Source organism: Rhizobium binxianense, assembly GCF_028994275.1.
Taxonomy (GTDB): Bacteria; Pseudomonadota; Alphaproteobacteria; order Rhizobiales; family Rhizobiaceae; genus Rhizobium; species Rhizobium binxianense.
Genome location: NZ_CP118713.1, coordinates 1,396,150 through 1,420,702, shown reverse-complemented (window position 1 = coordinate 1,420,702; position 24,553 = coordinate 1,396,150). Strand labels below are relative to the sequence as shown.

20 protein-coding genes and 1 pseudogene are annotated in these 24,553 nt (G+C 59.1%); 11 read left to right on the top strand and 10 right to left on the bottom strand.

The window, feature by feature from the left end; all coding sequences use genetic code 11:
* Window positions 1-727: 727 nt before the first annotated feature.
* Window positions 728-2,722, bottom strand: a complete 1,995-nt coding sequence (locus PO860_RS07080) for a hypothetical protein (protein ID WP_273885250.1) — start codon at window positions 2,720-2,722, stop codon at window positions 728-730.
* A gap of 401 nt (window positions 2,723-3,123) precedes the next feature.
* On the bottom strand, window positions 3,124-3,720 hold the full coding sequence (gene wrbA / locus PO860_RS07075) for an NAD(P)H:quinone oxidoreductase type IV (protein WP_097594658.1): 597 nt from the start codon (window positions 3,718-3,720) through the stop codon (window positions 3,124-3,126).
* 262 nt (window positions 3,721-3,982) lie between these two features.
* Between wrbA and PO860_RS07070 the strand changes: the two genes are divergently transcribed.
* The 8 genes from PO860_RS07070 to PO860_RS07035 all read left to right on the top strand — a co-directional run bounded on the left by PO860_RS07070 (window position 3,983) and on the right by PO860_RS07035 (window position 14,724).
* Window positions 3,983-4,759 carry a competence/damage-inducible protein A gene (locus PO860_RS07070; protein ID WP_183607628.1) on the top strand — a complete coding sequence of 259 codons (777 nt, stop codon included), beginning with the start codon at window positions 3,983-3,985 and terminating at the stop codon, window positions 4,757-4,759.
* 107 nt (window positions 4,760-4,866) lie between these two features.
* Window positions 4,867-5,709, top strand: a complete 843-nt coding sequence (locus tag PO860_RS07065) for a universal stress protein (protein ID WP_273881891.1) — start codon at window positions 4,867-4,869, stop codon at window positions 5,707-5,709.
* A gap of 201 nt (window positions 5,710-5,910) precedes the next feature.
* Window positions 5,911-6,405 carry a xanthine phosphoribosyltransferase gene (gene gpt, locus PO860_RS07060; RefSeq protein WP_183607630.1) on the top strand — a complete coding sequence of 165 codons (495 nt, stop codon included), beginning with the start codon at window positions 5,911-5,913 and terminating at the stop codon, window positions 6,403-6,405.
* A gap of 192 nt (window positions 6,406-6,597) precedes the next feature.
* A complete protein-coding gene (locus PO860_RS07055) occupies window positions 6,598-7,188 on the top strand; it encodes a hypothetical protein (protein WP_275035350.1) in 591 nt (196 codons plus the stop codon).
* A gap of 589 nt (window positions 7,189-7,777) precedes the next feature.
* Window positions 7,778-11,593, top strand: coding sequence for a vitamin B12-dependent ribonucleotide reductase (locus PO860_RS07050; protein ID WP_273885246.1), 3,816 nt, complete (start codon window positions 7,778-7,780; stop codon window positions 11,591-11,593).
* A 222-nt stretch (window positions 11,594-11,815) separates the two neighbouring features.
* Window positions 11,816-12,442 (top strand): Cap15 family cyclic dinucleotide receptor domain-containing protein, encoded by a 627-nt coding sequence (locus PO860_RS07045; RefSeq protein WP_273885245.1) that lies wholly within the window; start codon window positions 11,816-11,818, stop codon window positions 12,440-12,442.
* Window positions 12,443-12,452: 10 nt separating this feature from the next.
* Window positions 12,453-13,586: a nucleotidyltransferase-like protein gene (locus tag PO860_RS07040; protein ID WP_273881954.1), complete on the top strand. Its 1,134-nt coding sequence runs from the start codon at window positions 12,453-12,455 to the stop codon at window positions 13,584-13,586.
* A gap of 601 nt (window positions 13,587-14,187) precedes the next feature.
* Window positions 14,188-14,724 carry a SixA phosphatase family protein gene (locus tag PO860_RS07035; RefSeq protein ID WP_273881955.1) on the top strand — a complete coding sequence of 179 codons (537 nt, stop codon included), beginning with the start codon at window positions 14,188-14,190 and terminating at the stop codon, window positions 14,722-14,724.
* A 69-nt stretch (window positions 14,725-14,793) separates the two neighbouring features.
* Here PO860_RS07035 and PO860_RS07030 read toward each other — a convergent pair whose 3' ends face one another.
* Both PO860_RS07030 and PO860_RS07025 read right to left on the bottom strand, forming a co-directional pair.
* Window positions 14,794-16,062, bottom strand: coding sequence for a patatin-like phospholipase family protein (locus tag PO860_RS07030; protein WP_273881956.1), 1,269 nt, complete (start codon window positions 16,060-16,062; stop codon window positions 14,794-14,796).
* A 93-nt stretch (window positions 16,063-16,155) separates the two neighbouring features.
* Window positions 16,156-16,409: pseudogene (locus PO860_RS07025) on the bottom strand (hypothetical protein); the annotation flags it as partial.
* Between the two features lie 392 nt (window positions 16,410-16,801).
* Between PO860_RS07025 and PO860_RS07020 the strand changes: the two are divergent.
* A complete protein-coding gene (locus tag PO860_RS07020) occupies window positions 16,802-17,272 on the top strand; it encodes an MEKHLA domain-containing protein (protein WP_273881957.1) in 471 nt (156 codons plus the stop codon).
* A 3-nt stretch (window positions 17,273-17,275) separates the two neighbouring features.
* Here the strand turns inward: PO860_RS07020 and maiA are convergent, their stop codons facing one another.
* Genes maiA through hppD form a run of 4 tightly spaced genes read right to left on the bottom strand, consistent with a single transcriptional unit; the run spans window position 17,276 to window position 21,483 of the window.
* Window positions 17,276-17,908, bottom strand: a complete 633-nt coding sequence (gene maiA, locus PO860_RS07015) for a maleylacetoacetate isomerase (protein WP_273885244.1) — start codon at window positions 17,906-17,908, stop codon at window positions 17,276-17,278.
* Entirely contained in the window at window positions 17,905-18,930 is a 1,026-nt protein-coding gene (locus PO860_RS07010) for a fumarylacetoacetate hydrolase family protein (protein WP_273885243.1), read from the bottom strand. The genes maiA and PO860_RS07010 overlap by 4 nt, the downstream gene beginning before the upstream one ends.
* A gap of 40 nt (window positions 18,931-18,970) precedes the next feature.
* Window positions 18,971-20,332: a homogentisate 1,2-dioxygenase gene (gene hmgA / locus PO860_RS07005; protein WP_272784406.1), complete on the bottom strand. Its 1,362-nt coding sequence runs from the start codon at window positions 20,330-20,332 to the stop codon at window positions 18,971-18,973.
* A gap of 41 nt (window positions 20,333-20,373) precedes the next feature.
* Window positions 20,374-21,483, bottom strand: a complete 1,110-nt coding sequence (hppD, locus tag PO860_RS07000) for a 4-hydroxyphenylpyruvate dioxygenase (RefSeq protein WP_183607644.1) — start codon at window positions 21,481-21,483, stop codon at window positions 20,374-20,376.
* A 129-nt stretch (window positions 21,484-21,612) separates the two neighbouring features.
* Here hppD and PO860_RS06995 point away from each other — a divergent pair, with 129 nt between their 5' ends.
* A complete protein-coding gene (locus PO860_RS06995; RefSeq protein ID WP_097622179.1) occupies window positions 21,613-22,113 on the top strand; it encodes an Lrp/AsnC family transcriptional regulator in 501 nt (166 codons plus the stop codon).
* A 27-nt stretch (window positions 22,114-22,140) separates the two neighbouring features.
* Here PO860_RS06995 and PO860_RS06990 read toward each other — a convergent pair whose 3' ends face one another.
* On the bottom strand, window positions 22,141-22,602 hold the full coding sequence (locus PO860_RS06990; protein WP_272784405.1) for an Lrp/AsnC family transcriptional regulator: 462 nt from the start codon (window positions 22,600-22,602) through the stop codon (window positions 22,141-22,143).
* A gap of 123 nt (window positions 22,603-22,725) precedes the next feature.
* Between PO860_RS06990 and PO860_RS06985 the strand changes: the two genes are divergently transcribed.
* Window positions 22,726-23,517, top strand: a complete 792-nt coding sequence (locus PO860_RS06985) for a phenylalanine 4-monooxygenase (protein ID WP_273881959.1) — start codon at window positions 22,726-22,728, stop codon at window positions 23,515-23,517.
* 32 nt (window positions 23,518-23,549) lie between these two features.
* Here the strand turns inward: PO860_RS06985 and PO860_RS06980 are convergent, their stop codons facing one another.
* The gene (locus PO860_RS06980; protein ID WP_273885242.1) at window positions 23,550-24,551 is read right to left on the bottom strand and encodes a L,D-transpeptidase family protein; all 1,002 of its coding nucleotides are present in this window, start codon (window positions 24,549-24,551) and stop codon (window positions 23,550-23,552) included.
* Window positions 24,552-24,553: the final 2 nt, after the last annotated feature.

Here is a 24,553-nt window from a genome sequence, read left to right as displayed (position 1 = left end):
AATATTTTTCGCAATCAATCTATCCTGACCTTGCGTAGCAACAATGTCAATTTGCAACTGCGTGACGCGCCGTTGCTTGTCGTGGCCGTGCTCAGCATGTGGGATCGTCATTTTGCGCCCGCATTCAACTGGACATTCGAAGCAACCCAATATCGGATTGTCGGGAGCGATGAGGGCTTCCAAACTTTGAAACGGAATCGCATCCCAATCCCTGAATATCGGTTGAGAATAGCGTCTCTCTTTGTTAGCAGGAAGAACCACGCGGACGTGGTGGAATCGGTAGACACAAGGGACTTAAAGCAAATTGAGTGCACTGGCGGAAACGCCGGATGTAGAACTGCTCAAAGTCGGGGAAACCTGTCAGATGGCAATCCCGAGCCAAGCCCTGCAAGGGGAAGGTGTAGAGACTAGACGGGCAGCACCTAAGGCAAAGCTAGGGTGAAGGTATAGTCCAGACCACAAACGCCGGAAGGCGGCGGCGAAAGCCGTAGCTGGTAAGAAAATCCCTCGGCCTCGGCTTTGCGGGTTCGACCCCCGCCGTCCGCACCAGCCTACGCTCTGTGAGCTTCGGCTCGGCGAGCCGTAGTTCCGTCGGGAACAAAGGCGGACTGGTTCGACAATATTCCGGTTTGCTGCACCATTATCGGATTTTCATAGGATCGCGGTCATCAACCAACGCTGCGCCCAAATGGCGAGAGCGAAGCAATTGCAGAAGATGCCACCGATTTCATTGTGGGGGAAAACCGTGGAACCGATACAGTTCCCACCCAAATCCGTCTTTCAGCAGCAAAGTCGATTCCGGCAACATTCGCGATATGGTTTTTTCCGCCAACGCAAACTTGGCGGCGCCGATGCGATCGGCCAGCAACTGCTGCTTCTCCGTCACCCGGACAAAGTACCGGATGTTATTGCGTTCGATGAAGGTGTCGACATCGTTGTCGGATTCAGGAAAGATATAAGGCGGCAGCAACCATCCCTTCTCTCTGCCGCCCGTATAGGCGGCGGCATAAAGAGTGCTGCCCGTGTCGAATGGTTGAAATACGGTCCTCAAGTCATTTGCCGCGACATAGCGATAAATAATGTAGCCTTCACGCTGGGCTCCAAGAAAATCATCGAGTTTTTGCCGGCCAATCAGGACATCCATGACGCCCTGTTCCATCCAGGAATAGGGTTGGCCGCTGGGGCGGTAAACGAATTTTGCGGCAGGAAGACAGAAAACCGCAAGAACGATGGCCGCCGCTGCAAACGCAAACAGATAACCACGGATAGTGCTTCGCCCTACCGGCAGACGTGCAGACATATCGAACACAAACCCGCCCGGCTGAGCGGTTTTGCTCACAGCAATTTTCTCCACAATCAAGCTCGCGCCGATATAAGCGGTCGAAAAGTATAATAAATAGGCCGGCGTCGCCCATCGTATGTGGTTGAACAGGACGGCGTACCAGATGATGAACATCGCAGCAGTCATCGCGACAAGCAGGAAAATCCTTCTAAACGACGCAATCAAGGCGCCGACGATAAGGATTAGAGCGACGATCGCATATCGCCGGCGATCCAGAAACCAATCATGCAGGATGAAGAAAAAGTCGTGCCAGCCTTGGCGGGTTGTCAGATCGGTGACGAAAACCCGGTTTGCCGGATCAAACGCACGGCCGACGTCAAGCCTATAATTTGCCATCCACTGGTCTGAAAGTCCGGGATGCCCGAAGATGAAAGGATAGATCGGGTTGCCGAGAACAATGAGATTTTTGACGTACCAGTAGCCCGCAAGAGATAAAAACGCGGCAAGGCACGTAAGAAAAAGCGAAAATGACATTTTGCCGCGATAGATCGACGGCAAGAGCGCCAGGCCGATCAAGCCTACCATTTGAAGCTCGGTATATTTGCCACCGACTGCCCCGCCCAAGACGAGCGCGCAGGAGACGATCTCCGAGGGCCGTGAAGTTTCAAGGTAACGCCAGAGATAGAGGACGGCAGCAACCGAAAAACAGGATCTGGGAAGGTCTGTTAGAGGAACCGCGGCGCCTGGTGTAAAAAACGGCTGGAACGCGACCAGAAAGAAAACCAGCAACAATCCCGCCGCCCGCCAGCGGTGTGCGCAGCTTGTGAGCAACAGCAGAAATCCGAGGAAAATCGCCGCGTTCAGCAGACCTGCCACGAGCCAATGATCGACGAACAGCAATGAACAAGCAAAAAGCACATTGAAGAACAGCGGTATGTTTCCGTAGAAGTTGCTGCCTATCTGTGGCGTTACAAATCCGGCGTGGGAAACGATGCTTTGGGCGAGCGGAATCTGAAAGGCCCAAACGTCCGCTGATCCTGCCGGGAAAAGTGCTGAAACCGATATTACCCCCGCCAAGGCAATAAATGCTGCGGCAGCCAAAAAGGGGAATGGGTTGCCGTTGGAAGTAGCCCGTGCACCCATCACCGCCAAATTGCGCAAATCGACAAGAATCGCCAGCACATCGTTCCGACGCCAGATCATTAAAATGGCGGCAAGGGGCAGCACGACTTCCGTGCGCAACAGATGAACCACTCCGAGAGCGGTTGCCAAACCGCCGACGAGTGCAAGTCCCGGTAAGACGCCGCTTAGGAGCAGATCCGCCCCGTCACGAACAGGCGGATGAATGCCACGGTTTAGCCAAAGCACGAGAGCGCGATTGAGGACCAAGCCGAACAATAAAATCGCTGCTATGACAAGCCACGCCGCAACCACAATCATGACCTCATCTTCCTCTCCCTGTCGCGATTCCTCGCTGCACGGACAGCATGGATTCGGATGCACGAACCATCGGATTGGAAATGAAAATCCGGAAGGCAGCGATCCACTGCAGTACGGAAATACTGAAAAAGTTGGGGGCTTGCACTTCCATCTAACCGCCTTGTCGCCTTCGGACCCGCCATAGCTTGGAAACCGTACCGTTGCAATCCGAGAGATGTGGTGCTCCCCTCCGGACTCCGGGTTGCTTGTGTCCATCAGATTTGCCACACCCTCTTGCGGCGTTTTAAATATCTTGCGCAATCAGCGATGGAAGAGTCGCGACGCTTAGAAATTGCGTTTGAAAACGGAAAAGGCGCGGCAGGCCTCATGCCCGCCGCACCTCATTATTCCGGCGTCAAGGATCAAGCGAGCTTGGCGGCAAGCTTTGCAACATGGGCGCCCTGGTATTTCGCGCCTTCCAGCTCGATCTCGGAAGGCTGGCGCGAGCCGTCGCCGTTGGTGATGGTGGAGGCGCCGTAGGGCGAGCCGCCCTTGACTTCCTCGGTGCCCATCTGGCCCTGGAAGGCATAGGGAAGGCCGGCAACGACCATGCCCTGGTGCAGGAAGGTGGGGATGAAGCCGAGAATGGTCGATTCCTGGCCGCCGTGCTGGGTGGCCGAAGAGGTGAACACCGAACCGATCTTGCCGACCAGTTTGCCGGCGAACCAGAGGCCACCCGTCTGATCCCAGAAATTGCGCATCTGCGATGCGACCGTTCCGAAGCGGGTGCCGGCGCCGACGATGATCGCGTCATAATCCGCGAGTTCGTCGACGGTGGCGATCGGAGCGGCCTGATCGACCTTGTAGTAGGAAGCCTTGGCGACGTCTTCCGGAACCAGTTCCGGAACGCGCTTCACGGTGACCTCGGCACCGGCCGACTTCGCGCCTTCGGCGACGGCATAGGCCATGGTTTCGATATGGCCGTAAGCCGAATAATAAAGGACGAGAACCTTCGCCATCTTCTATCTTCCTTGAAACAGGGGGTTGAATTTCGTGACCGAAGGATTTCTATCAGCGCGCCTGGTTGAACAAAGCCCTCCCCTCAAGGACGCAGTGTTCAACTGATGTAGATGAAAATTCACTTGCCTTTTCATTTCAGCAAAATGGACGCAGATGATGCCGTCCGATAACCGCTGGCACTGTGCGGCATCATGCTCCGGCTGTTTGCAAAGCGATCGAACGGGACTACCTATTCACCAGCTTCACATCACGGAACATCCCATGAGCCATACCATCGTCGTCACCGCCGCCATGCTCGCCATCGGCGACGAACTTCTTTCCGGCCGCACCAAGGACAAGAATATCGGCCACCTCGCCGATCTGCTCACCCTTTCCGGCATCGACCTCAAGGAGGTGCGCATTGTCGCCGACGAGGAAGAGGCGATCGTCGAGGCGCTGAACGCGCTTCGCGGCAAATACGACTATGTCTTCACCTCGGGCGGTATCGGGCCGACGCATGACGACATTACCGCCGATGCCATCTCCAAGGCATTCGGCGTGCCCTGCGAATATGACGAAACGGCAATGGCGCTGCTGGCTGATATGTACCGGCGCCGCGAGATGGAGTTCACCGAGGCGCGCCAGCGCATGGCGCGCATGCCGCGCGGTGCTACCCATATCGCCAATCCGGTTTCCACGGCGCCAGGCTTCATCATCGGCAATGTCCATGTCATGGCCGGCGTGCCGCAGGTTTTCCAGGCGATGGTCGACAATGTGCTGCCGACGCTTCGAACCGGCACGCCGGTGCTTTCGCTTGCCATCGCCTGCCCTTACGGCGAAGGCGAAATCGGCACGCCGCTGACCGCGATCCAGAAAGCGCATCCCGAAACCAGCATCGGTTCCTACCCGCGCTATATCGGCCAGAAATTCTCGACCGAGATCGTCGTGCGCGGCCGCTCGCAGGCGGTCATCGAGGCGGCCGGGGCCGAGGTGCAGGCGATGATCGACGCCATCCGCCGGCGGAAAGAGGTCGCCGAAAACCATTCCGCCGAGGCTTGAGGGAAACGCCGGAACGGAGGCCATCCTTGATCCCCATCAAGGAACTTGAGAACGGTCCGCTGCATTCCTTCCCTCGCGGCAGCCATTTCAGCGCAAGGAGAATTGATATGTCTTACAAAACCATTCTCGCCATTCTCGATACATCAGACAATAGTGCTGCGGTTGCCGATTTCGCCTTTGCCCTCGCCGCTGAAAACGGCGCCCATGTGATCGGCCTGCATGCCGAAACCATCTCCGCCGTACCGCTGGTGGCGCCGATGGAAATTCCCGATCCGGTCGCCGTGCAGGCGCTGCAGGACATGGCGCACAGCGAAACGGTTGCGGTGGAGCGGATCTTCCGGGCGAAAGCGGATGCATCGGGCACCTCTTCCGAATGGCGCAGCTTTACCACGTCAACCGGTTACGGCTCGGCGCCGCTGATCGAAAGCGCCCGCAGCGCCGATCTGCTGATCGCCTCGCAGGCCGACCCGGCCAGAGCTTCCGACAGCCATGTCGACGTCGACACCTTCCTCTTCGAAACCGGCCGGCCGGTGCTGATAATCCCCTATATCATCCGCCAGCCGAAGCCGATCAAGCGCGTGCTGATCGCCTGGAACGGCTCGAAAGAGGTGGCCCGCGCCACCTTCGATGCGCTGCCGATCCTCAAGGCGGCCGAGGAGGTGGAGATCTTCTCGGTCGATCCGGCCGACACGGCGCTGCAATCGCCGCTGACGGCAGGCGCCGAGATCGCCGCCACACTGGCCCGCCACGGCGTGAAGACGACGCTTGCCACAGCCCAGAGTGTAGACAAGAGCACCTCGCATGCCATCGAGAACCGGCTTTCCGACGACAGTATCGATCTTCTCGTCATGGGCGCCTCTACGCATTCCTGGCTCTGGCAGATGATTTTCGGCGGCACGACGAAGACCTTGCTGCAATCGATGACGGCGCTGACGCTGTTGTCGCGTTGACTTGCCGCGATCATCGGCGCTCTTGCCTTTTGCCGGCAAATTCCGTTAATTGCGGCGACCGATGACAGCTTCGAGCCTCGGCACAGCTCGCGATCTCGCGCAGTTCCGGCTGCGCGATTTCTCGTTTTGCCGATCGCCGCTCCAAGTCCATCCGGTCGCCGGCCAACGGCGTGTTGTTTTTTCATGCCGCGGAGCAGCCCGATGTCCCTTCCCGATAAAGCCTTTCCCGTTTCCTGGGATCAGTTCCACCGCGATGCGCGCGCCCTTGCCTGGCGGCTTGCCGGCCTCGACCAGACCTTCAAGGCGATCGTCTGCATCACCCGCGGCGGCCTCGTCCCGGCCGCGATCATCTCGCGCGAACTGAACATCCGGCTGATCGAGACCGTCTGCGTCGCCTCCTATCATGATTATGTGAACCAGGGCGACATGGTGCTGCTCAAGGGGATCGCCCCCGAACTTCAGGAAAATGGCGGCGAAGGCGTGCTCGTCGTCGACGATCTGACCGATACCGGCAAGACCGCCGTCCAGGTGCGCACCATGCTGCCGCGGGCGCATTTCGCCTGTGTCTATGCCAAGCCGAAGGGCGTTCCGACCGTCGATACCTTCATCACCGAGGTGAGCCAGGACACCTGGATCTATTTCCCTTGGGACATGGGCTTCACCTACCAGGAGCCGATCGCCAAGAGCGCAGGCTGATCGCCACCGACCACAACGCGCGAGCTTCGCGTTTACGACTTGAAATTGTTCCAGATTTTGTCGGCGGGGATTCTCGAATCCGCTCGGAATCCGCACATCTATTTTATCTTCCTCTCATAAACTCGACGGCTGCGAATCGCGGCAGGCTGCGCCTAAGGCGTGCAACGAGCGATACGATGATAGGGAACCAAAATGGCGCGGTGGGGGCATAGAGGAGCGGTTGTGACCGTCGGGCTGGCGGCATGTCTGTTTCCCCTCACGCCTGGCCGCGCCGAGCCTGCCTATATTCCTCTGGTGCGCGACTACCTGGAGACGCGGATCCGGCCGATGGTGGAGACACCGCTGGTGCTGAAAGCCATTGCCGAGCAAAACGCGGTATTCGGCGATGTCAGCGAGATGGACATGCGGGTGCTCGACAAGACCTACCGGTCGGAGATCGATCAGCACCATCTGCACATGGTCAAGCTGCTGCTCGACAAATCCGTGTCGCACTATCTGAAAACCAGGCAGGACGCCTCACAGGGCGCGATCCTCGAATTTTTCGTGACCGACAGCCACGGGCTGAACGTCGGGCAAAGCAGCATCACCGCTGACTATTGGCAGGGTGATGAGGAGAAATACCTCAGAACCTTCGCAAACGGCTCCCGCGAGATCTTCATCGACCGGGCCGAACGCAACGAATCCACCCAGATGCTCGAAACGCAGGCGAGCTTCGTCGTCCTGGACGAAGAGGACAGGCCGATCGGCGTCGCCATCGTCACCATCGCCATCGACGCGCTCTGACGGGCGCTAGCAGCAGGGCGAATCGCTATGCCGATTTGCGGCGGAAATGCCATCACAAGATTTGCCGCGGGACGCTTTTTTGCCGTTCCGGCATTTTCCTTAGCCGGCAACGCCCGCAAGCCATTGTATTTTCAGCACTCCCCGGCTTTCCCCAATCTTCACAGGCGCATCCACAAGATGTTGTGGTTAGCAATCAATTAAGATCCAGCCCTTGACGGAATCACCTGTTTCAAACTTACTGTCCCTGATGTTGCGGCGGCGACAGGACCGGAGGTAACGAGCCCGGTTTCCTTTTGAAAAATTGGACGCGGAATCAGGGTGATGGACCGGAATCGGTCGCAGGCCTGACAGGATTTCTGCGCGATTTTCAGCCTCCAAAAAAAGTGACGTCGGGACTGGCGATAATAAGCTGTTAATACTATATTTAGTGTTTGCAGCCACCATCACCACAAGATACAGGAAGGTCATCTCCGGATGACACCCCTGTGACAATACGGAAACGAGGCTGGCTGCACCACGACAAAGTGCCGCCGGATAGGAATTTTGCGCCCCGGTCGCGGGGACCGGGCGCCAACACGAGGTCAAGACCATGCGCATCGAACGTCGTTTCACGAAGGCCGGCCAAGGCGCCTATGCGGATATCGAATTCCGCAAGGCGACGAGCGAGATCAAGAACCCCGATGGTTCGATCGTGTTCCGCCTCGAGAACATCGATGTTCCCGCGCAGTTCTCCCAGGTCGCGACCGACGTTCTGGCGCAGAAGTATTTCCGCAAGGCCGGCGTTCCCACTCGGCTGAAGAAGGTCGAGGAAAACGACGTTCCCTCCTTCCTGTGGCGCTCCGTTCCCGACGATGCTGCACTGAAGGCCCTGCCGAAGGACGAACAGACCGGCTCCGAAATCGATGCGCGCCAGGTCTTCGACCGTCTTGCCGGTACCTGGACTTATTGGGGCTGGAAGGGTGGCTATTTCTCCTCCGAAGAAGATGCTGCCGCCTTCAAGGACGAGCTTGCCTATATGCTCGCCACCCAGCGCGTCGCCCCGAACTCGCCGCAGTGGTTCAACACCGGCCTGCACTGGGCCTACGGCATCGACGGTCCCGGCCAGGGCCATTTCTACGTCGATCCCTTCACCGGCAAGCTGACCAAGTCCAAGTCGGCCTACGAACACCCGCAGCCGCATGCCTGCTTCATCCAGTCGGTCGAGGACGATCTCGTCAACGAAGGCGGCATCATGGATCTTTGGGTGCGTGAAGCCCGCCTGTTCAAGTACGGCTCCGGCACCGGCTCCAACTTCTCGATGCTGCGCGGCGAAGGTGAAAAGCTTTCCGGCGGCGGCCGCTCCTCCGGCCTGATGAGCTTCCTGAAGATCGGCGACCGCGCCGCCGGCGCCATCAAGTCGGGCGGCACGACGCGCCGCGCCGCCAAGATGGTGGTCGTCGATATCGACCATCCCGATATCGAGGAATACATCAACTGGAAGGTCAAGGAAGAACAGAAGGTGGCGGCCCTCGTCACCGGCTCGAAAGTGGTCGCCAAGCATCTGAAGGCGATCATGAAGGCCTGCTTCAACTGCGAAGGCGGCGATAACGGCGATTGCTTCGACCCGGCCAAGAACCCTGCCCTGAAGCGCGAAATCCGCGCCGCCAAGAAGGATCAGGTTCCCGAGAACTACGTCCAGCGCGTCATCCAGTTCGCCCGCCAGGGCTACAAGGATCTGCAATTCAAGACCTACGACACGGATTGGGATTCGGAAGCCTACCTGACGGTCTCGGGCCAGAACTCCAACAACTCCGTCTCGATCAAGGACGACTTCCTGCGCGCCGTCGAAAATGACGGCGATTGGAACCTGACCGCCCGCAAGGACGGCCGGGTGATGAAGACGCTGAAGGCACGCGATCTCTGGGAAACGATTTCCTATGCCGCCTGGGCCTCGGCCGATCCGGGCATCCACTTCAACACGACGATGAACGACTGGCACACCTCGCCGGCCGGCGGCCCGATCCGCGGCTCGAACCCGTGCTCGGAATACATGTTCCTCGACGACACGGCCTGCAACCTTGCCTCGCTGAACCTCCTGCAGTTCAAGGACAAGGCCACCAAGCGCATCAATATCGCCGATTACGAACATGCCGTCCGCCTGTGGACCGTCGTGCTCGAAGTCTCGGTGATGATGGCGCAGTTCCCGTCGAAGCGCATTGCCGAACTCTCCTACGAATACCGCACGCTCGGCCTCGGATATGCCAATATCGGCGGCCTGCTGATGTCGTCGGGCATTCCCTACGACTCTACCGAGGCTCGCGCCATCGCCGGGTCGCTGACCGCGATCATGACCGGCATCTGCTATGCGACCTCGGCCGAAATGGCTGCCGAGCTCGGGCCGTTCCCGAATTTCGCGCCGAACCGCGAGAGCATGCTCAAGGTCATTCGCAACCATCGCCGGGCCGCCCATGGCGAAACCTCAGGCTATGAGGCCCTGTCGATCAACCCGGTCGCGCTGATCCATTCGGAAAACCCCGACCAGGATCTCGTCGCCCACGCCAAATCGGCCTGGGACAAGGCGCTCGAGCTCGGCGAACAGCACGGCTATCGCAATGCCCAGGTCTCGGTGATCGCGCCCACCGGCACGATCGGGCTCGTCATGGATTGCGACACCACCGGCATCGAGCCCGACTTCGCCCTCGTCAAGTTCAAGAAGCTCGCCGGCGGCGGCTACTTCAAGATCATCAACCGCGCCGTACCCGACGCGCTGCGCACGCTCGGCTATTCGGAAAGCCAGATCGCCGAGATCGAGGCCTATGCCGTCGGCCACGGCAACCTGAACCAGGCACCGTCGGTCAACCCATCGACGCTGAGGGCCAAGGGCTTCACCGACGAGAAGGTCGAAGCCGTCAACGCCGCGCTGAAGAGCGCCTTCGACATCAAGTTCGTCTTCAACCAGTGGACGCTCGGCGCCGACTTCCTCAAGGACACGCTGAAGGTTTCCGACGAACAGTTGGCCGACATGAGCTTCAGCCTGCTCGACCATATCGGCTTCTCGAAGAAGGACATCGAAGCCGCCAACATCCATGTCTGCGGTGCGATGACGCTGGAAGGCGCGCCCTTCCTCAAGGCCGAGCACCTGCCGGTCTTCGATTGCGCCAATCCCTGCGGCAAGATCGGCAAGCGCTACCTCTCCGTGGAAAGCCATATCCGCATGATGGCGGCGGCCCAGCCCTTCATCTCGGGTGCGATTTCCAAGACGATCAACATGCCGAACGAGGCGACCGTCGAGGATTGCAAGAACGCCTACCTGCTCTCCTGGAAGCTTGGCCTCAAGGCCAATGCGCTCTATCGCGACGGCTCGAAGCTGTCGCAGCCGCTCAACGCCTCGCTGATCGAAGACGAGAACGAGGAGGATGCGCTGGAGGAACTGCTGCAGGCGCCGGTCGCCGCCCAGGCCGTCACCATCACCGAGAAGATCATCGAGCGGGTGATCGAACGGGTTTCGCGCGAACGCGAGAAGCTGCCGAACCGCCGCCAGGGCTATACCCAGAAGGCCGCCGTCGGCGGACACAAGGTCTATCTCCGCACCGGCGAATTCGGCGACGGCCGCCTCGGCGAGATCTTCATCGACATGCACAAGGAAGGCGCTGCCTTCCGGGCGATGATGAACAATTTCGCCATCGCCATCTCGCTCGGCCTGCAGTACGGCGTGCCGCTCGAGGAATATGTCGAGGCCTTCACCTTCACCAAGTTCGAGCCGGCCGGCATGGTCATCGGCAATGATGCGATCAAGAACGCCACCTCGATCCTCGACTATGTCTTCCGCGAGCTTGCTGTTTCCTATCTCGGCCGTCACGATCTCGCGCATGTCGATACGTCGGACTTCTCGAACACCGCCCTCGGCAAGGGCATCCAGGAAGGCAAGACCAACCTGCTCTCCACCGGCTGGACCCGCGGCTACAAGCCGACGCTCGTCTCCGGCACTGGCGGTGAACGCCAGGCCGGCGAACCCAAGGGTGCTGCCACCGCAGCCCCTGCCCGAGCCGCCTCCACCGGCACGGTAACAGCATTTGCAGGTGCCGCTGCCCGCAAGCTGGAACCGACGGTTGCCGTCTCCACCTCCGAAATCGTCGCCTTCAAGCGCGATTACGAGGAGCGCGCCAAGGAATTGGCCGAGGAAATCGCCGAAGAGGTACTCGAGGAAATCGCCAGCGACGCCACCGCCCTCTTCTCCGACAAGGCGGCAGCCGACGCGGCAACGGCGAAGACCGAAGCCAAGAAGGTCGAAGCCGAACGCCGCCAGCGCTCGATCATGCAGGGCTATACCGGCAACATGTGCTCGGAGTGCCAGAACTTCACGATGGTGCGGAACGGCACCTGCGAAAAGTGCGACACATGCGGTGCGACGAGCGGGTGCAGCTGATTTTGGGAATAAGTCAGGGCAGACCTGCGAAACCGACCCTAGTTTTGGCCAAAACCTCTTAAAACTGGCCATTCTCGGTCAGAGGATTGGCCAACGCATTTAGTGACAAGTCCGGGCACTTTCCAGTGCCCGGAAAATGCCAAAAGGAACAAATCAAGACCCAAGCGGCATAGTTGGATCCTCAGCCAACCTGCCACCGGCTCAATCCGATGGACAGCTTACATGCTTGAGCACGAGTATACGCTTTTAGGAGGGGTCAGCCGTCTCAAGATTGGCCAGTACCTAGCCCTGATATCTGCCGCCGTATCCGGCTTCATTGTGTTCCTCCTTTTGTCGTCGGTGGATCTGGCGCAACGGCTCGGCATCGCTGCGAGCATACCGCCCAGTTTTCTCTCCTTCGTGGGAGCCGGGACAGTCTTCACAGTACTCAGTTGGATACTCAATCGCTACGCTTGGAGGTGGAAGTTCATCAACAGCCTTCTGCAGATCCCGGATCTTGCAGGCTCTTGGAGCTGCACTGGAACTACAATGGCGACGAGCTCAAATCCGTCGTTCGACTGGAGCGGCGAAATCGTCATCATCCAAACCTGGGACAAAATCCGTGTTCGGCTCAAGACGGCCACGTCCGCGTCGAATAGCAGGAGCGCTGCGTTGATCAAGGACGAGGCCGACGGTTGGCGGCTATTCTATAACTACCGCAACGAGCCGAACATCGATCAGTCTGATCTCAGTGCCCACAGGGGCTTCTCAGAAATACTCTTCGATCCCGATCTCAGGAGGGGGAACGGCGAGTACTTCAACGGTCACGGAAGATACACATTCGGCAAGATGTCGCTGGAAAGGCTCTGAAGCGATGGCAATGAATATCAATAAGCGACTGGATCAGCTCCGTACCAGGCGAAGTGGCATCGACCGCGCACATCGGCTCACAATGGACGCCGCTGCGGAAGTTTTGGCAAAGAGCCGAATTGATGAGGCTTGGCAGAAGCGCGCAAAAGATCAGCCGTACACTCGCTACTGCCTGGGAGCGATGCAGGCAGTCGATCCGGATTACACTCGCATCAGCATTGAGACCGCCGAACGGGTCGGGAGGCAGTTGCTTAGCAACCTCCAAGCCCTTGGCATTCCGATCGAGCTGGGGATCCAGGGGTCAGTACCCCTTGACGTCCACATTCGAGGCGTGAGCGATGTTGATCTCCTAGCACTTGAAACTGATTTTTACACTTATGACACCAGAGGAGTGATGAGCCTGGGTGGGCAGTATCGCTCGCCGACGGAGCGAACGTCCCTTTCAGTGCTGGGAAATCTGCGGACGCAGTCGGAACGGATCCTGAAGGACAAATTTCCTGCAGCAACTGTCGACACCTCCGGCGGCAAAGCCATTGCTATGTCTGGAGGCTCGCTCGCGCGTCCGGTCGACGTTGTGCCATCGCACTGGCACGACACGGCTGAATATCAGGTATCAAGACTTGAACGCGACCGCGGCGTGACAATCCTTGACAGAAAAGTCCCGAAGACAATCGGCAACCTTCCGTTCCTTCACATTTATCGGATCAACGAACGGGATAAGTCCGTCTTTGGTGGGCTAAAAAAAGCGATACGTCTCTGCAAGAACGTCAAGAACGACGCGATCGAGGAAGGAAGGAAGATCAACTTCCCGAGCTTCGATATAGCTGCCGCGATGTATCATGCTGACTCGGCAGGTTTTCAGGCGGGCATTGTGAATGAGCTCGCAGTACTTGCCGAAACTCAGCGTTTTCTTGATGAGCTATATCACGACGAAGCCAAAGCAAAGTCATTGATGGCTCCGGACGGGTCGAGACGTATCTTCGATAACGACGACAAGTACCAAGGCCTGAGAACCCTCTCCTATGAGATGGATGAACTCGCAAAGGAGGTTGCCAAAGAGCAAAGTCCCTTGCTGCGGATCTCGCCGCAGGCAACCATTCTTGATACCCGCAAAGCACTTCGTGAAACCTACGTACCGGGCTAATCTGGGACAAGCAGCCGAGGGCTCAGGACGCCAACCTGCCACTGGGTTTCCTGAATGCGGCGGTAGGAGAGTCAGTTGCAGGAGCTGATAGAGCACGTCGAGCCGCCTGCCGCGAGGCGCACGTATCTGCGAAAGGTGGTAAAAAAGATTCGGGTTTAGTGTGAGCGCTGTTCCTATCGTACCTTGACCAGGATTTTTATGCCGATTCGAAGACTGCCGTCATGACGGGGGCGGCAGCTTCGTGCCAGAGCGGTCAGTCCGATTGCGGCAGATCAAGCCTATTCGGCAGTGAAATCCAGATAACAGTCTGAGCCTCAGGAGATCAGCCTGCGATCTGGCGTATAGAAACAGGTGATGCCTCCGCGAAGACCTCCTGCGGTTCTCCTAGCAGGACGAAACTCAGGACGAGGTCCAGAGTTTCGTCTTAAAGGTTGAGCTTGATTTCCGCTTCGGACAAGACGCGTTTCAGGTTCGATTGAACACCGCCACCGCCGAAATCCGCGGCTGCCGTGACATCCGCCTAGTTTGCGAGCAATATCGGAGGCGCCTCATGCTCCAGGAGTCAACACGAAACGAACCGACGACATCGGCCTCGCGATAAATGACGCTGAACTCCATGCTGCCGAAACACCGCCTCATCCTTCTGCGCCACGCCAAATCCGCCTGGCCCGACGGTGTGTCCGACTATGAACGGCCATTGGCGGATCGCGGGCGCAAGGCAGCACCCGTTATCGGCACCTATATGAGGCGCGAAAAGCTGATCCCCGATTTAGCCCTCGTCTCGCCGGCCCGCCGGGCGCAGGAAACCTGGAAGCTTGTCCGCGGGGCCCTTTCGAAAAAGATCCCCGAACGCGAAGCGGCGGATATCTACGAGGTGTCGGGGGAGCGCATCCTCGATGTGATCCGAGCCGTCGAACCTGGCATTCGCACGCTGCTCATCGTCGGCCACAATCCCGGCATGGAGAATGCGGCCTCGCTTATCGTAGCGGACGGCAATGCCGATGCCGTGGGACGCATGCGGAAGAAGTTCCCGACAGCGGGGCTTGCCGTCATTGACCTCGATCTCGACGGATGGGACGAGATCGCGGCAGGTACCGGTTATCTCGAGCGGTTCGTAACCCCCCGATCCTTGGAATAATAAGGCCACTTTCCGGTTGAATTGGCAGACGTGGCGCACGGTCGTGTAGCCCGGCACCTCCGGCTCTCGTCAAAACGGCAGAATGTCGAACAGGCGCTTGCTCGCCCTCGCCGCCCAGGAGGGTTTCACCGTCCCGGATGCCAACGGCGGGCCGGAGGACGGCGCCAGCAGCGGTTGATAGAACCGGTTGAGCATAGCATCGCAGACATAGTGCCCCCAATTCGTCAGGTGCTCCGTCTCTTTCGCGCCGACGAAATGGAGGTAGGTGCCGATCTCGGAGGGAACGACCGATGACGGCGGCAGCGTGTAAGAGGCGTAGGGTTTGAGTTCGGCGTCCTTGCTGTCGATCGACCAATAAACGCCATGGGTTCTTGCGCGCAGCGCCGATTTCGCGAGATCGTCGAGGCCAAGCATATCGGCCTGTTTTGCAGCCCTGAAGCCGCTAATCAGGTCTCGGCGCCGCAACGACCGCACCTGATTGTCTGTCGTATCGAGAACGCGCTTCAGCTGGGAGAGATAGTTCCAGTATCCGCGGGTCGAGGAGCGCCAAGGCGCGCCGGCATCGCTGACGAGCAGGCAGTCGCAGCGTTTCAGCGCCGGCTCGATGCCGTGATTGTCGTAGACGCCGCCGTCGCTTAATATCGCCCTGCCCGGAGCAACGGGTTCGCCAACGGTATCATCGAGTTTTTCCCTCTTCCAGGAAAACTGCGACAGGTCCAATCGCAGCGGCGACAGCACTGGCGGAAATGCGGCCGAAGCGGCGACCGCGGTCGCGAGCGAAAGTGTCGGATGGAACGACACGCCGATCCGGTAATCCGCGATATAGCGGTTTGACATCCGGAAGAGCGAACCGGTGCTGAGATTGCTGGCGCAAAATACGAACCAAGGCGATCTCGGAAGATCGCGCAGGCTTGGCGATCGTCCATCGAACAGATGCCGCTCGTATAGTTTGGCGGCTTCCTCGGCCGCGCTTGAGAAGGGATTGAACACGCCCTTCAGGAAGCTCGGCCCATCCGCGAATACCTGACTGAGGGCGAGAATGCGATCCAGGTATTCCGTCTTGAAATTGACGGCGACCTCGTTCTTGAACACCAGCCGCGGCCAGATATAGGCGAGCAGGCCGGAGGCGATGGATCCCCCCGAGACCGACGAGATCATATCGAGCTTCGCCAGAAGACCGGCCTCGTTGAGCCTCGCAAGCGATCCCGCATGGAAAAGCATGGCCCGATAGCCACCGCCCGAAAGGCAGAGGCCGAGTTTATAACGCTCCGCCGGCTTCTCGGGATCGTCGGATCCCGAAGAGACGGCATTCGATGGGGCATGCTCGTCTTCCGACATGCTCGGCCTCACTCAGGAAGATGAGTTTTCACCGATCTCTTCCTTCAGGCAAGCTGCCGAACTTTGCGGTCATTGCCTGCGGACCGGCAATATCTACTCTGCGTACTTCCGGGAGTTGGCATCGCATTTGTGCCACTCCCAGTTTATTTCGGCTTCGTCCCTTTCGCCATAGCACCAGTCGGCGCGATTGAGCAGCGGACCGAGTTCGTCGCGCCGTCTGCATGCCCGCAGCGTTTCGGGTCCAGTGCGATCGACACTCGTGCGGCAGATGTCGTCCAGTCCTGTCCACTGATGGATCAACCGATCCGGCGCCTTGGCCCCTTGTCCGTGGCGAGCACCCTTCCGGTCAGCAGTGATATGAACGAGACGAATTTGCGCCTTCTGACCCAGCCCTCGAGCACCTGTATTTCTCCTGTCGTCATTCGCAGCATAGCTTGGCAGCTCTGTATAGCCGGATGATGAAATCACCTGCCCGTGAAGCCGGACCTCATCGGCGACCGCCGACGCCGATTACGGTCAGAAGAACAATAGCTTCGCAGAGAATGTTGATACCGACGCCTGCAGTATCCGATCAATGCACAAGGGGCGATCTTCTGGCAAGCGGCACAATCAGAAGTGATGAATACGGTAAACGACGGTCCTCGCCGGGGAGGATCACGGTTCACAAGGCATCATAGACGCGTGCAATGAATATCGGCTATGTCACCTGCATCCAAGCATTCGACCAACGAGGCACTTCGTGACTTTTGCCTATGACAATCACGCCCTCGATCTGAGGAGCGATGCCGATTTTTTCTCCCTCCTTGCCGGAAGCTATCTGCGCATCACCGGCCGTCGTCTTGTCCAGGACGGGCAAGGGCCGAACTGGCTCTACAACGACGCACCTTTCGTGGTCCTTGCTCACAATACCGCGCCTGATCCGCGCTTCATCTACGCCAACCGCACCGCGCAGAACTGCTTCGAATATAGCTGGGATGAATTTACCGCGCTGCCGTCGCGGCTTTCGGCCGAGCAGCCTGATCGCGCCGAGCGCCAGCGGCTGCTGGACGCCGTCACGCGCGATGGTTTTGTCGACAATGCGCGCGGTCTAAGGATCGCGAAATCGGGGCGCCGTTTCTGGATCGAGGATGTGACCGTCTGGCAGCTCATCGATGAAGCGGGCAAGCGATTGGGCCAGGCTGCGATATTCTCTTCATGGCGGGACGCGTAGTTTCTACGGTTTCACCCGGTCAGGATGCGCCGCCTGGAAAGCGGCTATGTCGGCGCATCTGGTGTCGATATCGGCGATGCGCCTGAAAGCGGTCATATTTAATCCCCAGCGGCGGGCGTTGTAGACCTGTGGAACCAGACAGAGATCCGCCATCGTCGGCCTGTCGCCAAAGCTGAACGCTCCATCAAATTCGCCGATCATGGCTTCCAGTTTGCGCAGTCCGTCGGCGATGAAATGCTTCATCCATTCCTCGCGGGCGTCGACCTTGTCGGTGATGGTCATGAGGTGGGTAACGACATGCATGTTGCAGATCGGATGGATGTCCATGGCAACCGCATATGCAAGCGCCCGCACTTGCTGGCGATCGGCAATGTCGGATGGCAGCAATCCGCATTCCGGCCTGGTTTCGGCGAGATATTCGATGATCGCCAACGACTGCGTCAGTGTTTTCCCATCGATTACCAGCGTCGGCACGAGCCCCTGCGGGTTGAGCGCGAGATAGTCCGGCTTCCTGTGCGCGCCCTCCAACAGGTTGATCGGGACCGCCTTATAGTTGACGCCCAGGAGATTGAGCGCGATACGGACGCGGTAGCTCGCCGATGATCGCCAGTAGTCGTAGAGAACCACCTCATTCATCGCAGGTCGGCTCCTTCGTATTTTTCGACCGTCTGCTCGATCGCCCCGAAAATCGAATGGCCGGCTTGATCCTTCATCTCGATGCGCACCCGATCACCGAATTTCATGAAAGGCGTTTTCGGCGATCCGGTCTCGATCGCCTCGATCATCCGGAGTTCAGCAATGCAGGAGTAGCCGTCTCCTCCCCCTTCCACCGGCTTGCCGGGGCCGCCGTCGCGCTTGTTGGAAACAGTGCCGGAGCCGATGATCGTTCCGGCCAGGAGATGGCGGGTTTTGGCGGCATGGGCGATCAGCTCGCCGAAATCGAATGTCATGTCGATGCCGGCGTTGGCCTTGCCGAATGCCGTGCCGTTCAAGCTCACCAGCAGCGGCAGATGCAGCTTGCCGCCATCCCAGGCATCCCCGAGCTCGTCCGGCGTCACCGCGACCGGGGAAAATGCCGAGGCCGGCTTGGACTGGAAGAAACCAAATCCCTTCGCCAACTCGTCCGGGATCAGGCCGCGCAGCGACACGTCGTTGACGAGCATCAGCAGCCGGATGGCGCTGCGCGCGGCCTCCGGGCTGGAACCCATGGCCACGTCGCCTGTTATGACGGCGACCTCACCCTCCATGTCGATGCCAAAGGCCTCGTCCGCCGCCAGGATGGGATCGCGCGGCGCGAGGAAAGCGTCCGAGCCGCCTTGATAGATCAGCGGATCGGTCCAGAAGCTCGCCGGCATCTCGGCGCCGCGCGCCTTGCGCACCAGTTGGACGTGGTTGACGTAAGCGGAACCATCGGCCCATTGGTAGGCTCGCGGCAACGGTGACGTAGAGTCATGTTCGTGAAAGCGGATCGTCGGCTGGGCTCCGGTCTCGATGCCTTCGGCAATCAATGCAAGCCTCGGCGCCACATGCGCCCAGTCATCAAGCGCTGCCTGCAGGGTGCGGGCGATGTGGCCGACCTCGGAACAGCGGGTCAGGTCGCGGGAAACGACGACCAGCCGGCCGTCCCGGGTGGAGTCCTTCAACGTCGCAAGTTTCATATCCGAATTCCCGTGCCGTAGGATGTCTTCGCTTGATACGTCATTTGATGCCGGGGGTTCCGTCGAACTTGCGTTCGAGACCGTCCCAGCATTCGAGGTAATTGTCCTGCAGCCCCTCGAGCTCGGCTGCGTATTTCGTCAGCTGCTGCGGGTATCGGGTCTCGAACATGAAGGCCATGGTGTGATCGAGCTTCACCGGTTTGAGGTCGGTATTGGATGCCTTTTCGAAGGCCAGCGCATCCGGCCCGTGGGGAAGCATCATGTTGTGCAGGCTCATGCCGCCCGGCACGAAGCCCTCCTCCTTGGCGTCATACTGGCCGTGGATCAGGCCCATGAATTCGCTCATGATGTTGCGGTGGTACCACGGCGGACGGAAGGTGTGCTCGGCGACCAGCCAGCGCGGCGGAAAGATCACGAAGTCGACATTGGCCGTGCCGGCATCTTCGGTGGGCGCGGTCAGCACCGAGAAAATCGACGGATCGGGATGGTCGAAGCTGATGGCGCCCACAGGCGAAAACGTCCGCAAGTCGTATTTGTAGGGGGCGTAATTGCCATGCCAGGCGACCACATCGAGCGGCGAGTGGCCGATGTCAGTGACATAGAATTTTCCGCACCACTTCACATGGACGCGGCAAGGCCTTTCCTTATCCTCGAAAGCGGCGACCGGTGTCTTGAAGTCGCGCGGGTTTGCCAGGCAGTTGGCGCCGATCGGGCCGCGATCCGGCAGGGTGAATTTGGCGCCGTAGTTCTCGCAGATATAGCCGCGCCAGACCGTCTGCTCGCCACTCGTCAAAATCTTGAACATCATGCCGCGGGGGATGAGGCAAATTTCCAGCGGCTCGACATCCATGATGCCCATTTCGGTGAACACTCTGATGGCGCCGAGCTGCGGCACGATCAGCAGTTCACCATCGGCATTGAAGAAGTAGTCGTCGACCATGTCTTCGTTGAAGAGGTAGGCATGGGCCGACATGCCGACCTGGGTGGTGGCATCGCCTGCCGTCGTGATGGTCCGCACTCCCTCGAGAAAGGTCAGTCTCTCCGCGGGTGCAGGGATGGGGTCCCAGCGAAGCTGGCCGAGCGGCAGCGAATGCTCGTCCAGGCAAGGCGCGGTTTTCCAGAGCGGATAGGAGGCGTTGGAGAAGCGGCTTGTGTGGCGCACGCTCGGGCGAATGCGATACAGCCAGGACCGTTCATTCGTGCCGCGCGGCGCGGTGAAGGGCGAGCCGGAAAGCTGCTCGGCATAGAGACCGTAATTGCATTTCTGCGGGCTGTTCTGGCCCTGCGGCAAGGCGCCGGGCAGCGACTCGGTTTCGAAGTCGTTGCCGAAGCCCGGCATATATTTCAGCGTGTTTGCCGTCGCGGCTTCACCGTCCGACGTCTGGATCGATGTCTGGTCCATGCTCAACTCCTCTCCCCGAGAACTCCAGAGCGCTCCGGAGTTTACTCCGCTGCCGTGCCGATGACACCACGCTTGATCTGATCGGCCTCGATCGACTCGAACAGAGCACGGAAGTTGCCTTCGCCGAAACCCTCGTCGCCCTTGCGCTGGATGAATTCGAAGAAGATCGGACCGATGACGGTTTTGGAGAAAATCTGCAGCAGAATTTTCGTCATGCCGCCATTCACCACGCCTTCGCCGTCGATGAGGATGCCGTGTTTCTTCATGCGGTCGATCGGTTCGCTATGGCCGTTCACCCGTTCATAGGACATGTCGTAATAGGTCTCCGGCGGCCCCGGCATGAAGCGCAGGCCATTGTCGGCCAGCCGGTCGGTGGCGTCGTAGATGTCCTCCGTTCCAACGGCGATGTGCTGGATGCCCTCGCCCCGATACTTCTTCAGATATTCCTCGATCTGGCTGGTATCGTCCTTCGATTCATTCAGCGGAATGCGGATCTTGCCGCAGGGTGAGGTGATGGCGCGGCTGACCAGGCCGGTGATGCGGCCATCAATATCGAAGAAGTGGATCTGCTTGAAATTGAACAGGTTGCGGTAAAAATCCCACCACTTGTCCATGTTGCCGCGGAAGACATTGTGGGTGAGATGGTCGAGGTAATAGAAACCGATCCCCTGAGGATGCGGGTTGCGCTCGCCGAGCCAATCGAACTCGGCATCGTAAGCCGATCCCTTCGCGCCATAGGTCTCGACGAAATAAAGCAGCGAACCGCCGATGCCGACAATCGCCGGCACGTCGAGCATCTTGTCGTCGCCATCATAGGGAATGGCACCTTTCGAAACCGCGTGATCGAAGGCGTGCCGGGCGTCGACGACGCGCCACGCCATCGACGGGGCGCAGGGGCCATGTTCTGCGACGAAACGCGCCGCATGGCTGCCGGATTCGGCGTTGAGGACATAGTTGATATCGCCCTGGCGCCAGACGGTGATGTCTTTCGTCTTGTGCCTGGCGACCGCGACGTAGCCCATGCGTGTGAAGAGCTCGCGGAGCTTCTCCGGCTCGGGATGGGCGAATTCGACGAATTCAAAACCGTCGGTGCCGGCCGGGTTGTCGGCGGTGATTTCCGAAGGCGGCGCATCATGCGGAAAAGGGCCCATTTTCTCCTCCTGGGGATTGAACCTTGATTGATGCAAAGTGTGGCCCAAAACGCGTGCAAAGTTCTTGCATTCTTCATGCTACAGGAAGATATTATGCACGGTTCGTGAGTATTTTTGAGATTTTGCGCAATGGATGAACAGCTCGATAAATTGGATTTGCGCCTGCTCCAGGAACTTCAAAAAGATGGGCGGTTGACGAACAATGAGCTGGGCGAGCGGATCGCGCTTTCACCGTCGCAATGCTCGCGCCGGCGGACGAGATTGGAGGCCGAGGGATATATTCGCAGCTACCGCGCCTATCTCGATCAGCAGAAGCTGGGCCTCGATATGCTGGTGGTCATTTCGGTGACGCTTGCCACCCACAACCGCGACAATGCCCGCCGGTTTTCGCAGCTGATCAACGGACTGCCGGAAGTTCTCGAAGCCTATGCGCTCACCGGTGAAATGGATTATCACCTGAAGGTGGCGACCCGTGGGCTCGCCGATCTCTCGAAATTCGTCAACGACGTTCTGTTGCCGCACGAGTCGGTGCAGCATGTGAAGACGTCGATCGTGCTCGACACACTGAAGACATTCGAAGGCTTTCCGGTGCACATGCCGGGCAGCTGGCATGGCGACAGCACGCGGTGATACCGCCGCCTCGTTTGGCGGCAAGGGTCAGAGCGGTAGTTCGGTCGAGAATTTCAGCTCGCGCAGCACGAAGCTCGAGACGACCGTGCGCACATGCGGATTGCGCATGAGGTAGCGGGTCATGAAGGCCTCGTAGCTTTCCACGTCCCTCACCCTGATCTTCAGCATGTAATCGAAGGCGCCTGACAGGGCGTAACACTCCATGATCTCCGGCTGAGCCAGCACAACGGACGCGAAAGAGGCAACCGCCTCTTCGTGGTGATCCTCCAGCGTCACATGGGCGATCACGCAGAGCTTGAGATCGAGTTTTCCCGGATCGAGCAGCGTCACCCGCTTGCGGATGACGCCGTCGGCTTCCAGTTCCTGGATCTTCCGCCAGGCCGAACTCTGCGACATGCCGGCCCTTTCCGCCAGGTCTGCCAGCGACAGACTGCCGTCGGCCTGGACGAGCTTCAGAAGGGTACGGCGGAAGTTCCCAGGTTCTTTCATTTTTAGCGTCACTTTCGGGAAGACTTGCCAACAGTATGGCGATAGCCAGCACGAAAGAAAAGAAAATCCTTCAAACCTGGATCATAATGACAGGAATAGCGCCGTGCCTGGGAGGATCAGCAAATGACCAAGGAAAGCAGCTACACCGCCAAACTGCCCGGACCGGACGGTCTCTACGACTACACCCCTGATGAAGATGCGATCTGGGGCGAACTCTACCGGCGTCAGATGATGATCCTGGCCGATACGGCCTGCCGCGAATATCTCGACGGCGTCGACATGCTGGGGCTCAGGCCGGACAAGGTACCTCAGCTGATCGATGTGAACAGACGCCTGAACGAGACCACCGGCTTCGGCGTCGAAGGCGTGCCGGCGCTCATTCCGCCCTCGCGCTTTTATGAACTTCTGTCGCAAGGCAAATTCCCGCTCGCCACCTTCCTGCGCCGCCGCGAGCATATCGACTATATCGAAGAGCCGGATCTGTTCCACGAGGTCTTCGGTCACTGCCCCATGCTCACCAACCAGAGCTATGCCAATTTCGTCAGGCATTTCGGCGAAACCGCCGTCCGCCTCGGCAAGGGCTATTCCTGGCACCTGTTCCGGATATTCTGGTTCACCGTCGAATTCGGCCTGATCAACACACCGCAAGGCCGCCGCTGCTTCGGCGCCGGCATCGTCTCGTCACCCAGCGAAGCGAAAGCGGCGATGGAAGGCAAGGCGTGCGAATTCCGGCCGTTCGATTTGCTGAGCGTGCTCAGAACCCCCTACCGCATCGACATCCTCCAGCCGATCTATTACGTCATCGACAGCTTCGCCGATCTCGAAGCGATCGTGGAGCAGGATATCGAGAGCACGATCCTCAAGGCAAAATCGCTCGGTGATTTCGCCCCCGCTTTCGAGGCCAAAGCGTCGTGAACCGCTGGTGATAAAGCGGCGACGCCGAACCCTCACTTCGGCGTGGCCGCACTTCGGTTGACGAAGTCCACCAGGACGCCGGGCTTGACCATGCCGGCCAGTTCTTCGGCATCCCAGTTCGTCAGCCGCACGCAACCGTGCGATCCAACCTTGTCGATGAACTTCGGCTCCGGTGTCCCATGGATTCCATAAGTCGGTTCGGTCAGGTCGATCCAGACCGTGCCGACCGGGCCGTTCGGCCCTTTCGGGATCGTCAGAACCTTGTTGTTCTTTCCCTGCTTGAAATTGCGCTTCGGGTCATACCGGTAGACCGGCATTCGCGCGACGCCCTTGACCTTGTGTTTTCCCGACGGCGCCGGATTGTCTTCGCTTCCGATCGTCGCGGGATAGACCGCAAGCAGCGATCCGTTGTCGGCATAGGCGAGCACCTGTCCCATCTGCTTGTCGGCCTCGATCCTCTTGACCTTTCCCTCCCTCGGAACGCCGGGTTTCACGACCCACACCGTATCGCCAGGAGCAAACTGCGAAGCCGGGTTGAGCGCGTTCACAAGATCGATACCCATGTGGAAGCGCTCCGATAGTTTTTCCGCAACGCTGGTATATCCCAAGCTCTGCATCTTTGCCTTCTCGCCATAATCTTCAGGGATCCTGTCGACGAGACCCTTGGCGTCCTCTGCCGAAACGACATAGCTCTCGACGATCGGGGCATTGCCTTCCAGGCGGGAGACGACTTCCGGATCCACCCTGCCATCAACAGGAAGCTTGTTCATGGCCTCGAAACCGGCCACCGCCTTATTGACGTTCTCGCCGGAGAGGCCATCGATCACGCCGGGAGACGCGCCGGCGCGGTCGAGCAGGACCTGAAGGCGGACGATCGCGGGGTCTGGATCTGTGGATGAAGGCATCTCCGCCCCAAGAGCGGCAATCGAAGCACCATTGATGGCTTCGGATCGGAGCTCCCGCGCGGCGGCACCGCCAACGGAGATGGCCAGGGCGAGCAGCGACATCGGCAGTGGTGTTTTCATGGACAACAAAT

Excerpts from the sequence above, each read along its gene's own strand:
- PO860_RS07080 (WP_273885250.1), bottom strand. The coding sequence starts at position 2,722 with ATGATTGTGGTTGCGGCGTGGCTTGTCATAGCAGCGATTTTATTGTTC.
- wrbA (WP_097594658.1), bottom strand. The coding sequence starts at position 3,720 with ATGGCGAAGGTTCTCGTCCTTTATTATTCGGCTTACGGCCATATCGAA.
- PO860_RS07070 (WP_183607628.1), top strand. The coding sequence starts at position 3,983 with ATGAGCCATACCATCGTCGTCACCGCCGCCATGCTCGCCATCGGCGAC.
- PO860_RS07065 (WP_273881891.1), top strand. The coding sequence starts at position 4,867 with ATGTCTTACAAAACCATTCTCGCCATTCTCGATACATCAGACAATAGT.
- gpt (WP_183607630.1), top strand. The coding sequence starts at position 5,911 with ATGTCCCTTCCCGATAAAGCCTTTCCCGTTTCCTGGGATCAGTTCCAC.
- PO860_RS07055 (WP_275035350.1), top strand. The coding sequence starts at position 6,598 with ATGGCGCGGTGGGGGCATAGAGGAGCGGTTGTGACCGTCGGGCTGGCG.
- PO860_RS07050 (WP_273885246.1), top strand. The coding sequence starts at position 7,778 with ATGCGCATCGAACGTCGTTTCACGAAGGCCGGCCAAGGCGCCTATGCG.
- PO860_RS07045 (WP_273885245.1), top strand. The coding sequence starts at position 11,816 with ATGCTTGAGCACGAGTATACGCTTTTAGGAGGGGTCAGCCGTCTCAAG.
- PO860_RS07040 (WP_273881954.1), top strand. The coding sequence starts at position 12,453 with ATGAATATCAATAAGCGACTGGATCAGCTCCGTACCAGGCGAAGTGGC.
- PO860_RS07035 (WP_273881955.1), top strand. The coding sequence starts at position 14,188 with ATGACGCTGAACTCCATGCTGCCGAAACACCGCCTCATCCTTCTGCGC.
- PO860_RS07030 (WP_273881956.1), bottom strand. The coding sequence starts at position 16,062 with ATGTCGGAAGACGAGCATGCCCCATCGAATGCCGTCTCTTCGGGATCC.
- maiA (WP_273885244.1), bottom strand. The coding sequence starts at position 17,908 with ATGAATGAGGTGGTTCTCTACGACTACTGGCGATCATCGGCGAGCTAC.
- PO860_RS07010 (WP_273885243.1), bottom strand. The coding sequence starts at position 18,930 with ATGAAACTTGCGACGTTGAAGGACTCCACCCGGGACGGCCGGCTGGTC.
- hmgA (WP_272784406.1), bottom strand. The coding sequence starts at position 20,332 with ATGGACCAGACATCGATCCAGACGTCGGACGGTGAAGCCGCGACGGCA.
- hppD (WP_183607644.1), bottom strand. The coding sequence starts at position 21,483 with ATGGGCCCTTTTCCGCATGATGCGCCGCCTTCGGAAATCACCGCCGAC.
- PO860_RS06995 (WP_097622179.1), top strand. The coding sequence starts at position 21,613 with ATGGATGAACAGCTCGATAAATTGGATTTGCGCCTGCTCCAGGAACTT.
- PO860_RS06990 (WP_272784405.1), bottom strand. The coding sequence starts at position 22,602 with ATGAAAGAACCTGGGAACTTCCGCCGTACCCTTCTGAAGCTCGTCCAG.
- PO860_RS06985 (WP_273881959.1), top strand. The coding sequence starts at position 22,726 with ATGACCAAGGAAAGCAGCTACACCGCCAAACTGCCCGGACCGGACGGT.